A 12,335-nucleotide genomic window follows, 5' to 3' on the forward strand; every position below is an offset into this window, starting at 1 on the left:
ATCAATCAAAACTTGAATTACCAGAGTACTGTAGCATGGATTTAGTCTCACGAGTACAGCGCCTGCCAATTGGCAGATTTCATTATACCCTGTTATGGGTAGTGGGTCTGGGCTGGATGTTTGACGCCATGGATACCGGAATTATTGCTTTTATCATGGCGACTCTGGTCAAGGACTGGGCACTGACACCGGTACAGAGTGGCTGGATTGTCAGTATCGGCTTTGTAGGAATGGCTATTGGTGCTGTTTTTTCAGGAGGGCTGGCTGACCGTTTCGGACGGCGTACAGTATTCGCGACTACGCTGGGAGTTTATAGCGTGGCTACCGCACTTTGTGCTGTAGCACCGAATCTTACCTGGTTGCTGATTTTTCGTTTTATTGTGGGCTTGGGGCTGGGAGGGCAGTTACCGGTTGCAGTAACACTGGTCAGTGAATATGTACCGGCACATGTGCGTGGCCGTTTTATTGTACTGCTGGAAAGCTTCTGGGGTTTAGGTTGGTTGGTAGCAGCTCTGATATCCTATTTTATTATTCCCAGCTTTGGCTGGCACGTGGCTTTCTTAATTGGTGGACTGCCTGCTTTATATATTTTTATTATTCTTAAAAAAGTACCGGAATCTATCCCTTATCTGATTAACCGTGGCCGGATTAATGAGGCGCATATATTAGTACAGCAACTGGAACGCCAGTGTGGTGTAGAGGTAATAGAAACACTAGAGGTTCAACCGGTTGCTAGCCAGAAAAGTGTTTCGTTCAAACAGCTCTGGTCAGGGCAGTTTGCGCGTCGCAGTCTGATGTTATGGCTAATCTGGTTTGGGATCGTCTACTCTTATTATGGAATTTTTACCTGGTTACCTAGCCTGCTGGTTAAACAGGGTTATAGTATTGTCCAGTCCTTTGAATATGTCCTGATTATGATTTTGGCCCAGCTTCCAGGTTATATTGTGGCAGCCTGGCTGGTCGAGAAATTAGGCCGTAAAATCACTCTGGCGGGTTTTATTGGGTTTTGTGCAGTCTCGGCCTATTTCTTCGGTCAGGCTTCTAGTGTCAGTATGATCATGTTCTGGGGCTGTCTGATGTCTTTCTTCAACCTCGGCGCATGGGGCGTACTCTATACATATACCCCGGAACAGTATCCGGCCAATATCCGGGCTTTTGGTTCAGGCTGGGCTTCAGCCGTTGGCCGCATGGGCGGCATACTGGCGCCACTGGTAGTGACACAAATGATGGTAGCAGACCATGGCTTTAGCCATGTGTTCCTGATGTTTACATTGGTCCTGGTTACTGTAGCGCTGGTGATCATTATTCTGGGTGAAGAAACCAAGGGTAAAACACTGGAGTCAATTGGCCTGTAAAGTTGGGCTATCTCATGGTTTTCCGGTTGCCTAAAAATTCTAAAACGTTTAGTTTCACATCATAAGACATAAATTGTCGCACTGTATTCCGGCATACTCTTGTGTATCTGGCAGGTGCGGCATAGCATAAGAACCCAGATAAAAACGATTGATTTAGGATTATAGGTTGTTATGACAAGCCTTGCGCATCATGCGACAGAAAACCGCTCAGTAGCAGAATTTACCGAACAGGCTTACCTGAACTATGCCATGTATGTAATCATGGATCGTGCCTTGCCGCATATTAGTGATGGCCTTAAACCTGTTCAACGCCGTATCGTTTATGCTATGAGTGAACTTGGTCTGAAACACAGTGGCAAGCCAAAAAAATCCGCGCGTACAGTGGGTGATGTGCTGGGTAAATATCATCCGCATGGTGACTCGGCCTGTTATGAAGCTATGGTATTGATGGCACAACCGTTCAGCTACCGTTATCCGTTTATTGAAGGCCAAGGTAACTGGGGTTCACCGGATGATCCAAAATCATTTGCAGCCATGCGTTATACCGAAGCGAAGCTGTCCCAGTATAGTGAAGTATTATTATCTGAACTTGGGCAGGGCACAGTAGAATGGCAGGATAACTTTGATGGCTCGCTTAAAGAACCGGTAACCTTGCCTGCCCGCGTACCTAATATTCTTATGAATGGTACTACAGGCATCGCGGTTGGTATGGCAACAGATATTCCGCCGCATAACCTGCGTGAAGTCATTAAGGGAACTATTGCATTAATCCGTAATCCGAATACCAGCGAGGCCAAACTGGCCGAGTATATTCCAGGGCCTGACCTGCCGACTAAAGCTGAAATTATCACCTCAAAAGATGAACTGCTAAAAATCCAGTCTACCGGGCGTGGCAGTTATCGTATGCGTGCAGTGTATACGGTCGAAAAAAATGAAATTATTATTACCGAGCTGCCTTATCAGGTTTCAGGCTCCAAAATTATTACCCAGATTGCTGACCAGATGCAGGCCAAAAAGCTGCCATTAGTTAGTGATCTTCGGGATGAGTCTGATCATGTCAATCCGACCCGCCTGGTCATTGTCCTGCGCTCTAACCGGGTAGATGCCGACACCGTGATGAGCCATCTGTTTGCTACTACGGATTTGGAAAGTAGTTACCGCGTCAATCTGAACATGATTGGTGCCGATGGGCGTCCACAGGTTAAATCTATCCGGAAAATCCTGCTGGAATGGATTGAAATCCGTAAAGAGACAGTTACCCGCCGACTGCAGTATCATCTCAACAAGATTGAAAAACGTCTGCATATATTGGCCGGACTTTTAATTGCCTATCTGGATATTGATACTGTAATCCACATTATTCGTGAAGAAGATCATCCCAAGGCCGTACTGATTCAGACCTTTAAAATTGATGAAACCCAGGCTGAGGCAATTCTTGAATTAAAACTGCGGCACTTGGCCAAGCTTCAGGAAATGGAAATCCGTCAGGAACAGGATGAGCTTTCGGCACGTGCTGCTCTTATTCGTGAACAGCTGGCTAATCCTGAGTCTTTAAAGAATCTGATTATTGGTGAATTAAAAGAAGACGCCAAAAAATTTGGGGATGAGCGCCGTTCTCCTATTGTGGAGCGTGAAGGTGCGGTTCAGATGCGTGAACAGGACCTGATTCCGGCAGAACCAGTCACTGTAATTCTATCAGAAGCAGGCTGGATTCGCTCTGCTAAAGGTGCAGATGTCGATGCAGAAAAACTTAACTATCGTGCTGGAGATCAGTATTTAAGTCATGCTTCTGGTAAAAGTAACCAGCGTGTTTATATTCTGGATGAAACCGGCCGGAGTTATGCACTGGCTATCAACAGCCTGCCTTCTGCAAGAGGTCTGGGAGAACCGCTCAGTTCTAAACTTTCTCCAGCGAATGGTGTTTCCTTTATTCAGATACTGGTTGAAGAAGATGATCAGGAAATTATCGCGATTAGTTCTAAGGGTTATGGCTTTAAAACCCAGGCAAAACAGCTGGATACTAATGCCAAAGCCGGTAAGGCATTTCTCAGTATTCCTGAAGGTGGCAAAGCTTTACCGTTACTAGTAAATCCAGATTGCTCTCATCTGGCCTTATTAACTGATACAGGCCGCTTGCTGGTCTTACCCGTGTCAGAATTGCCAAGTCTCAACAAGGGTAAAGGAAACAAGTTGATACAACTTGAGCAGGACGAGCAGCTATTATCTATGACAACTTTGAATTTAAATGAAATAATTCAGGTAATTGCAGGTCAGAAAATTCTTAATATAAAACCGGGCGATTTAGATAAATACTTAGGAAAAAGAGCGTCTAAAGGGCAACTTCTGCCAAGAGGATATCAAAAAGTAAATAGACTCCTGATTCAAAGATAATACTAGCATCCATGTTCATAAATACGTTATATATGTGAATGTATTCGTGAAGATGGATGCGATGATCGAGCATAAACAAGTTAAAAAATAGGCTCGTCATTGAAAAATATTTGACTAAGGATATTGATTGGAGAAAATGGCATTATGGAAAAGATTTGGTTCGCTGAATACCAAAAGACAGGGATACCGGAAACTGTAGAATTACCCCCAGAAGATACCTCGCTGGTCGATATTTTCGAACGTAATTTCCAAAAGTTTGGTACACGTGACGCCTTTATCTTTATGGATAAAGCCATGTCCTTTAATGAACTTGAGGAAGCAAGCCGCAAGTTTGCTGCCTATTTGCAAAGCTTGGGGTTAGCAAAAGGCACACGTGTTGCGGTTATGATGCCAAATGTCCTGCAATATCCTGTTGTTGCACTCGGTGTATTCCGTGCCGGCCTCATATTAGTCAACGTCAACCCGCTTTATACAGCGCGTGAACTTGAACATCAGCTGAATGATTCAGGTTCTGAAGTATTGGTTATTGTAGAAAACTTTGCTTCTGTCTATCAGGCAATTATTGGTAAAACACCAGTCAAGCATGTGGTGGTTGCTTCGGTAGGCGACATGCTGGGTACCTTGAAAGGCACACTGGTAAACTTTGTCCTGCGCAAAGTACGCAAGCAGATTCCAGAATGGAATATTCCGGGGCATATCAAGTTTAATGCAGCACTGGCAAAAGCTAATCCAAGCAATTATAAGCGCCCCAATCTGACCTTAAGTGATACTGCAGTTCTTCAGTATACGGGCGGAACTACAGGGGTATCCAAAGGCGCCGAACTGACACATCGGAATCTGGTTGCCAACATGTTGCAATGTGACGGTATTTTTCAGAGCAAATTTGGTGCAACAGATGGGGACAAAAATGACCGTATTTTCTGTGCGCTACCGCTTTATCATATCTTTGCATTTATGGTTTGTGCCCTGTATGGCATGTATAAAGGCCAAGCAAACGTTCTGATTCCTAACCCGCGTGATCTACCAGGCGTTATTAAAGAGCTGCGTAAATATCAGCCATCATTCTTCCCGGCGGTTAATACACTGTTCAATGCACTGGTGCATAACGAAGAGTTCAAGCAGCTTGACCATAGCAAAATGAAAATGGCTATGGGGGGCGGTATGGCTGTACTGCCATCTACGGCTGAAGCCTGGAAACGGGTTACCGGAACTACTATCATTGAAGGTTATGGCCTGTCTGAAACCTCACCAGTGGCAACTGCTAATCCACCAGCCTCTACAGAATTTAGCGGCACGATTGGTATCCCACTGCCATTAACAGAAGTGGCTATTCTGGATGATGATGGTAACGAAGTTGCTTTGGGTGAGCAGGGAGAAATCTCGATCCGTGGTCCACAGGTAATGAAAGGCTACTGGAATCGTCCGGAAGAAACTGAAAAAGTCATGACTAAAGACGGCTTTTTCCGTACCGGTGATATCGGCATCATGAATGACCGGGGCTATGTAAAAATTGTAGACCGTAAAAAGGATATGATTCTGGTTTCTGGCTTTAATGTTTATCCATCTGAAATTGAAGAAGTGATTGCTAAACATCCTAAAGTACTGGAAGTGGCTGCTATTGGTGTGGCAGACGAGAAATCAGGTGAAGTGCCTAAACTGTTTGTGGTTAAAAAAGATCCTTCCTTAACAACTGAAGAAGTTCTGGCATTTGCTAAAGAAAATCTGACCGGTTATAAACGCCCGCGTTATGTGGAGTTTATGGAAGAATTGCCAAAATCAAATGTTGGTAAAATCCTGCGTAAAGATTTACGAAAAACTGCTTAAAATAAAAGCGCCTTCGGGCGCTTTTTTATTGCTCCAAAATTATTTTTTCATTAACCACCGGTCAAAATAAGGCCGTCCAATACCCACTATACCGAGAAAAATAAACATCGTACCAAACTGACGACTTAAACCTGAAATATGAAGAGTTTTATAGGTCAGAAAGTTATCAATCAGACAGTAGATGAGTACAATGACCAGCCAGTGCCAGAGTGGTAAACGTTTAATACCAACTGCATAAAAGGCTATAGTCAGAATAATAAAAGTGCCCAACCAGGATGCCCAGTTCATATTGGCGCAGATAATACTCAGTAAAAATGCAGTAATAGGCAGTACGATCTTAAAAACGCGGTCAACTTGACGCTGATGCTGCTGCTGTTTCTCCAGCACTTCAAACATATCTTTTTCATCAGGTGCTAACATGCCGTGTTCACTCATCAGATTTATAAAAACACTATATTTAACAAAATTTGTCGCTAAAACACCATGCTATGATATATCTTTCACTGGGAATTGATGAGAACAATATTCATGCATGGCATAAGCGGGATCATTTATATCATTTTAGCAGCTTGTCTTTTGCCCTATGTATTTACAGGCATTGCCAAGATGGCTGGTGGATTTAAAGCCAGAGATAACCAGAATCCACGTGAATTTCTTGCCCAGACCAAAGGTGTTGCTGCCAGGGCCAATGCGGCACAGCAGAACAGTTTTGAGAGTTTACCGCTTTTTATTGCGGCAGTGTTAATGGCAGAGTACATGGTCGTACCACAGGGCATTATTATGACCTTAGGTTTGGCCTATCTGGTGTTACGGGTCATCTATGGTATTTGTTACCTGGCCAATCTGGCCATGTTACGCTCGATCATCTGGTGCCTTTCACTACTTTGTCCAATATTTCTGCTGATTATTACCATCAAGATTAGTTGATTAAAGCATTGCTCAGATAAATCTTCATTTTTAGTGAGCTGGCGTTATAATTTCATCGGTTTGATCCTGTCCGTAATAGTGACAGGATCTGAAGACTTCACTGTTAAAGAGTACGGCTATGAGCTACAGCAATATCCCAGCGGGTAAAGATGCACCAAATGACATCTATGTAATTATTGAAATTCCTGCAAATGCAGCACCGATCAAATATGAAATTGATAAAGACTCTGATGCACTATTTGTAGACCGTTTTATGGGTACCGCCATGTTCTATCCAGCGAACTATGGTTACGTGCCAAATACTTTATCGTTGGATGGTGACCCACTAGATGTATTGGTTGTTACGCCATATCCGGTTGAGCCAGGTTCAGTTATTCGTTGCCGTCCAGTCGGTAAATTGAACATGGAAGATGACGGCGGTGTAGATGCCAAACTTGTTGCTGTACCACACGAAAAGTTAACACCAATTTATAAAGACGTTCAAGAATATACCGATCTGCCACCTTTATTGATCAGTCAAATTGAACATTTCTTCCAGCACTATAAAGATCTTGAACCAGGTAAATGGGTTAAGTTAAGTGGTTGGGAAGGTGCAGATGTAGCTAAACAAGAAGTGTTGAGCTCAATTGCTGCCTATGCTGAAGCAAATAAATAATTTGTCTTAGGCCCGGCGTTCTTATTCTGATAATTAAGGACGCAATAAAAAAACCTGCATAATGTGCAGGTTTTTTTCACTTAAATAGTTCTAAAAATTAAAATAATTTCACAGGAACATCTAAGAATATACGCCATTCATTAGTATCACCAATGTACATACCTTGGTATGCATCACTTGCTCGATAGTACGAGTTACGGATACGAAGGCTTGCATCTTTAGCAAAACCAGATTGAACGGTATATTTTACCTGATTGAAGAATTCACGTTCTTGAGCATCATCCGTAGTTGGAGTTTTGATATCCCAGCCGTAAACAAATGCAGTCGTCCAGTTTAATCCCGGTATACCGTAGTCATTGAAGTTAAGATTGTATTGAACTTGAGCTGACTTTTCATGGTTTCCAATGAAGTCAGAAAGGTATGAGTTTGGCAAATAGATACTTTGGAAACCATCAGCATTATAAGCATAGTCATAACCAGTATTGCCTGTATTTTGCTGATAGGCGAGCATTACCGTATGCGCGTTCTGGTTATAAGTTCCAGAAATTGCCCAAATATTATTTGAACGGTCTGCCGGATTATTTGCTGTCGTATAACTAGTTACTGCATCTCTATCCCATTCAGTGTGATAACCGCTGAAGTCATAAGTAATAGAACTGTCATTAGTTAAAGGCAACTTGTAATTAGCATTTACATAGTGACGCTCTAATTTATCCTTAGAGTCTAAACCATAATATGAAGCATTGAGCTGGTCATTAAACTTGTACTTGGCGCCCCAAACTACTGCACGATCAAGGTTGTTTTCATCTGTAGAAACCTGATCCGACATCTGGTCTTTAGTAAATTTACCGGCAATCAGTTCCAGATTTTCAATTTCACGGCTGTTTGCCAGTACACCTGTAAAGTATTCAGGGACCAAGCGTGCAGTGTTACTTGCCAGTACTGGCAAATCCAGAACTTGAGTACCATAGCGGACGGTCGTGTTAGACATACGAGCTTTCACACTTGCGCCACCACGAGCCCAGTGGTCATAAGGTTCCCCATTACTGTCACGAGGAATCATATTGTTAGCAGAGTTTTTATTATCCCCGATTTTAAATGATAAATCACCGACAGCTCCTACCCCGAAGCCAACGATACCTTTAGTAAAACCAGACTCTAAATTAAAAATGGCTGTTTGTGCCCATGAACTTGTGTCATGAACACCATTTTTTTTATCACGGTAAAGATAACCGTTGCGGAATAAAACTGATCCTTCAGCATCTTCGACAAATCCTTTCGCTTCACTTTGTTCGCTAGCGTAGACTGAGGTTAGGCCAATAGCATGAATTAGAACTGCTAAAGTAAGTTTTTGGACTTTTAGCATTGGAGCCTCATAAATAAGATAAATTACTATTTTGTTTAGAAAAAACACAAAATCAGGTTAGATTTTATATAAAATTTATAAAAAAATAACGTTTTTATTATCTTTATTACACTAAAGTTATGCAATATTTACATTTATACTTCTTTAAGTAATCTTTTAAAAAACTCATTATAAGATGTTTTATTTTAAAATTTACTTTCAATATCAGAATATTATTTTAAGAAAAGAATTAAATAAAAGTATTTTTATATAATAATAATCATTATTACTAACTTGAATTATGGTCTTGAATAAAAAGTGTATCGCTTTATCTGAATTAAAATTCACAATCAAAGTCGCAGCATTCTGTTTACATTATCAAAAATAATAAGGCCCACTGAAGTAAATTTTGTTATTTAGACATTTATTTGATTTTTTAAGTAGGTCCCAGTGCAATAGCAAACTTTAATTTATTATTATTTGATCATTATAAAAACAATAAATTGGCATAACTATTGCTAAGTCTTAGACGTGAATTTTAAAAACAAACCAAACAATACACGTCACTCTCTAAAGGGGATACAAGATGTCAAAAAATATTCTTAAAGCTGCTCTTTTTACAGTTATTAGTGGAGTTTCTGGCTTAAGTCTCGCAGAAGAAACCCGGCCTTTTCCTTTTCCGGGAGAGGTTACCGGAAATATCGGAGTATTTTCCAGCTATAACCTGCGTGGTCTGACGAATGTTCCTGAGAACTCGGGTGCAACTATACAAGGTGGGCTGGATTATAGCCATCCATCTGGGTTTTATGCGGGGTATTGGGGTTCCAGTCTGGACTATTCTTTGGCTGATTACGATCCACTGACCGAAAGCTATGAGGGTGGTGACTCTTTTGAGCACGATTTTTATCTGGGTTATAAAGGTTCAATCAATGAAGATACCGGCTTCACGATAGGCGGTACTTACTATTATTACTATAACTCAGATGTTGACTCTGACGGCTTTGAAACACTGCTTGGCTTAAATTATAAAGATTTTGGTATTACTGCCCAGACGCTGACCCAGAATACCACTTGGGGTAATCAGGGTGATACCTATCTGCTAGCCACTTACAGTCGGGCTTTACCACAAGCTTTTACTGCAAATTTTGCTCTGGGCGCTTATTACTATGGTGATGATGACGAATTTATTACGACGACAGAAGATTTCAATTTCAGACATTTTACTGTCGGTTTAAGTCACCCTTTAGGAGATACCGGAGCCAATATGAGTCTGGATTATATTATTGGTGGATATGACCGTATGGATGATAAACAAAAGAATAAAGTGGTACTTGGCTTAAAATACAGTTTTTAAGCATTGTCAGAAATAAAAGCCAAGCTGATCTGAATCTGTCTTGGCTTTTTTAGTTCAGGACTGACTGCGGTAAGAAAGCGCTTCACTTAAATGACTTGTCTGGATTTCTTTGGAAAGTGCCAGATCAGCAATTGTTCTGGCTACACGTAAAACCCGATGATAAGCCCGGGCAGAGAGATTGAGTCGTTGCTGTGCCATTTCAATTATACGTAGTGAGCTTTGGTCCAGCTGTGCATGCAGTTCGAGCTGTTTAGGGGAAAGCAGCTGGTTAAGGCAACTCTGGCGTTGGAGCTGCTGTTCATAAGCTAAAATGACACGTTTCCTGACTGTGTCTGAATTCTCAGCAGGTGTAGTTTGCTGGAGTTCATGCGCCTGCAAGGGTGGCACATCAATATGCAGGTCAATCCGGTCCAGCAATGGACCGGAAATACGGTTCTGATAGCGCTTAATTGCATCCGCTGAACACTGGCAACGGTTATCCTGATTAAATGCATAACCACATGGACAAGGATTCATAGCTGCTACCAACTGGAAGTTGGCCGGAAAAGTCATTTGCCGAGAAGCCCGAGAAATAACAATTTCCTTAGACTCGAGTGGCTGACGTAAAACTTCCAGTACTTTGCGGTCAAATTCAGGAAGCTCATCTAGAAATAAAACACCTAAATGTGCCAGAGTGATTTCACCAGGCTTAGGTTGCGAGCCGCCGCCGACCAGCGCAATAGCAGATGCAGTATGGTGTGGAGCCCGAAAAGGCCGTTGTCCAAAGGGATGCTGAACATTGGCAATTGAATAGATACTGGCAACTTCAAGATTTTCCTGGGCATTGGGCGGAGGTAAAATGCTGGGTAACCTTGAAGCCAGCAGGGTCTTTCCAGTTCCAGGAGGGCCCTTAAAAAGTAGAGAGTGACTGCCTGCTGCTGCAATTTCCAGAGCACGCCGTGGGCGCAGTTGTCCCTTAATATCTGCCAAATCCAGTTTATAATCTTGAGCAGCTTCAGATAGTTTCCTTTTAACCGGTAATAATGGCTGTTGCTGTAGTAGATGCTGGCAAACCTGTTTTAGGTGCTGTGCTCCGTAGACCTGAAAGTCAGGGAGCTGCGCTGCTTCCATTGCATTTGCTTCTGCCAGTATCAGCTGATGCCGTACTTTTTGACATGCCATGGCAATTGCCAGTGTGCCGCTTACCGGACGCAAGCAGCCATCTAGAGCCAGTTCACCAATAAATTCAATCTGTTCTGTACTTTGTTCAGGGAGCTGGCCTGAAGCAACCAAGATTCCCAAGGCAATCGGTAGATCTAGACGTGAACCATCTTTGGGCAAATCGGCAGGAGCCAGGTTAATAGTAAGGCGTTTGGTGGGAAACTGAAAGCCGCTATTAATGATCGCCGAGCGAACCCGATCTTTACTTTCACGTACTGCGGCTTCAGGAAGCCCTACAATAGTCAGGGAAGGAAGCCCCTGACTCACATGAACTTCAACTTCAATAGAAGGCGCATGTAGCCCCAGCACCCCCCGGGTATAAATTTTGGCAAAAGACATTTTATTGTTCCGTTATGATCTTATTTTTGTTGATTATGGTCTTCAAGTGCACTGTTAAGGTGCTTATTTTTTGTTCTTTAAAGTCTCTTCCAGCATATTGACCTGTTGCGTAAGCTGTTCGAGACGCAAATTGGCATTTTGTAGGGCAACACGCTGCCGTTCCATTTCCTGTTTAGAAACCAGATCCATTTTTTCTACAGCTTCATTTAATAAAGCCCTTAGATTTTTCTCAATATCTTTTTTAGGTTGGTCTATCTGCTCAAGAATGGCCTGTAATAGGGTTTCAATCATAGGGAATCCAGAAAATTATAAATATGGGCATACTTTAACACTGCTGAGGGGTATACCCTAGCCTGTTGAGTACATATAAAATTTTATATATTGAACAAGTTAAAATTACATATAAAAATGTTTATTTTTTAAAGTTTAGTCAAGCTGATCAAGTATAATCAAGCGTACGTCTCATGCCAAAAAATTCTATTTTCCCCAACCTTTAGAGATTATTGGCATGAAAATTGAACATAAAACCTTACTGGTGAAACAAGCCGAAGGAAACTGAAATGAAGCTCGTAACTGCAATTGTAAAACCATTTAAATTGGATGACGTGCGTGAAGCCCTGTCTGACATCGGTGTTCAAGGTATTACTGTAACTGAAGTCAAAGGCTTTGGACGTCAAAAAGGCCACACTGAACTATACCGTGGTGCAGAATATGTTGTTGATTTCCTGCCAAAAGTAAAAATCGAAATTGCGATCAGTGATGATCTGGTGGATTCAGTGATTGAATCTATTACCCGTGTTGCCAGCACAGGAAAAATTGGCGACGGGAAAATTTTTGTGACCAATCTGGAACAGGTCATCCGTATTCGTACTGGCGAAACAGGACCGGATGCTGTCTAAGTTGGCATAAAGTTTGCTGAGTAACTAATAACTCAGAAATAAAGGT

General features: G+C 42.1%; 11 protein-coding genes. 7 read left to right on the plus strand and 4 right to left on the minus strand.

Translation table 11 applies throughout. The features are described 5' to 3' along the window. Positions 1-35: 35 nt before the first annotated feature. From B3R63_RS00865 to B3R63_RS00875, 3 genes are all read left to right on the plus strand, one after another. Positions 36-1,355: an MFS transporter gene (locus tag B3R63_RS00865; protein WP_119878236.1), complete on the plus strand. Its 1,320-nt coding sequence runs from the start codon at positions 36-38 to the stop codon at positions 1,353-1,355. 171 nt (positions 1,356-1,526) lie between these two features. Next, complete coding sequence (gene parC, locus B3R63_RS00870) at positions 1,527-3,746, plus strand: DNA topoisomerase IV subunit A (RefSeq protein WP_005022918.1); 2,220 nt, start codon at positions 1,527-1,529, stop codon at positions 3,744-3,746. A gap of 144 nt (positions 3,747-3,890) precedes the next feature. Further along, on the plus strand, positions 3,891-5,570 hold the full coding sequence (locus tag B3R63_RS00875; RefSeq protein ID WP_005017202.1) for a long-chain-fatty-acid--CoA ligase: 1,680 nt from the start codon (positions 3,891-3,893) through the stop codon (positions 5,568-5,570). Positions 5,571-5,609: 39 nt separating this feature from the next. Here the strand turns inward: B3R63_RS00875 and B3R63_RS00880 are convergent, their stop codons facing one another. Then, entirely contained in the window at positions 5,610-5,990 is a 381-nt protein-coding gene (locus B3R63_RS00880) for a hypothetical protein (protein ID WP_286728014.1), read from the minus strand. 108 nt (positions 5,991-6,098) lie between these two features. On the opposite strand from B3R63_RS00880, the gene B3R63_RS00885 reads away from it, so the two are divergent. Both B3R63_RS00885 and ppa read left to right on the plus strand, forming a co-directional pair. Next, on the plus strand, positions 6,099-6,497 hold the full coding sequence (locus tag B3R63_RS00885) for an MAPEG family protein (RefSeq protein WP_005022923.1): 399 nt from the start codon (positions 6,099-6,101) through the stop codon (positions 6,495-6,497). A 118-nt stretch (positions 6,498-6,615) separates the two neighbouring features. Next, positions 6,616-7,152 (plus strand): inorganic diphosphatase, encoded by a 537-nt coding sequence (gene ppa / locus B3R63_RS00890; protein WP_005017195.1) that lies wholly within the window; start codon positions 6,616-6,618, stop codon positions 7,150-7,152. A 97-nt stretch (positions 7,153-7,249) separates the two neighbouring features. Here ppa and B3R63_RS00895 read toward each other — a convergent pair whose 3' ends face one another. After that, positions 7,250-8,518: an OprD family outer membrane porin gene (locus B3R63_RS00895; RefSeq protein WP_286728015.1), complete on the minus strand. Its 1,269-nt coding sequence runs from the start codon at positions 8,516-8,518 to the stop codon at positions 7,250-7,252. A gap of 565 nt (positions 8,519-9,083) precedes the next feature. Here B3R63_RS00895 and B3R63_RS00900 point away from each other — a divergent pair. After that, positions 9,084-9,851 (plus strand): TorF family putative porin, encoded by a 768-nt coding sequence (locus tag B3R63_RS00900; protein WP_005405856.1) that lies wholly within the window; start codon positions 9,084-9,086, stop codon positions 9,849-9,851. A 54-nt stretch (positions 9,852-9,905) separates the two neighbouring features. Here B3R63_RS00900 and B3R63_RS00905 read toward each other — a convergent pair whose 3' ends face one another. Continuing rightward, the gene (locus B3R63_RS00905; RefSeq protein ID WP_286728016.1) at positions 9,906-11,390 is read right to left on the minus strand and encodes a YifB family Mg chelatase-like AAA ATPase; all 1,485 of its coding nucleotides are present in this window, start codon (positions 11,388-11,390) and stop codon (positions 9,906-9,908) included. A 63-nt stretch (positions 11,391-11,453) separates the two neighbouring features. Continuing rightward, a complete protein-coding gene (locus B3R63_RS00910) occupies positions 11,454-11,681 on the minus strand; it encodes an accessory factor UbiK family protein (RefSeq protein WP_005017183.1) in 228 nt (75 codons plus the stop codon). Positions 11,682-11,950: 269 nt separating this feature from the next. Here B3R63_RS00910 and glnK point away from each other — a divergent pair, with 269 nt between their 5' ends. Beyond that, a complete protein-coding gene (gene glnK / locus B3R63_RS00915) occupies positions 11,951-12,289 on the plus strand; it encodes a P-II family nitrogen regulator (RefSeq protein ID WP_005017180.1) in 339 nt (112 codons plus the stop codon). Positions 12,290-12,335 lie beyond the last annotated feature (46 nt).

The organism is Acinetobacter sp. UBA1297 (genome assembly GCF_002307755.1).
Taxonomy (GTDB): Bacteria; Pseudomonadota; Gammaproteobacteria; order Pseudomonadales; family Moraxellaceae; genus Acinetobacter; species Acinetobacter radioresistens.

Bases quoted from the DNA above. Each gene is read 5' to 3' on its own strand.
- glnK (WP_005017180.1), top strand. From the start codon at position 11,951: ATGAAGCTCGTAACTGCAATTGTAAAACCATTTAAATTGGATGACGTG.
- B3R63_RS00905 (WP_286728016.1), bottom strand. From the start codon at position 11,390: ATGTCTTTTGCCAAAATTTATACCCGGGGGGTGCTGGGGCTACATGCG.
- B3R63_RS00865 (WP_119878236.1), top strand. From the start codon at position 36: ATGGATTTAGTCTCACGAGTACAGCGCCTGCCAATTGGCAGATTTCAT.
- B3R63_RS00885 (WP_005022923.1), top strand. From the start codon at position 6,099: ATGCATGGCATAAGCGGGATCATTTATATCATTTTAGCAGCTTGTCTT.
- ppa (WP_005017195.1), top strand. From the start codon at position 6,616: ATGAGCTACAGCAATATCCCAGCGGGTAAAGATGCACCAAATGACATC.
- B3R63_RS00875 (WP_005017202.1), top strand. From the start codon at position 3,891: ATGGAAAAGATTTGGTTCGCTGAATACCAAAAGACAGGGATACCGGAA.
- parC (WP_005022918.1), top strand. From the start codon at position 1,527: ATGACAAGCCTTGCGCATCATGCGACAGAAAACCGCTCAGTAGCAGAA.
- B3R63_RS00910 (WP_005017183.1), bottom strand. From the start codon at position 11,681: ATGATTGAAACCCTATTACAGGCCATTCTTGAGCAGATAGACCAACCT.
- B3R63_RS00900 (WP_005405856.1), top strand. From the start codon at position 9,084: ATGTCAAAAAATATTCTTAAAGCTGCTCTTTTTACAGTTATTAGTGGA.
- B3R63_RS00880 (WP_286728014.1), bottom strand. From the start codon at position 5,990: ATGTTAGCACCTGATGAAAAAGATATGTTTGAAGTGCTGGAGAAACAG.
- B3R63_RS00895 (WP_286728015.1), bottom strand. From the start codon at position 8,518: ATGCTAAAAGTCCAAAAACTTACTTTAGCAGTTCTAATTCATGCTATT.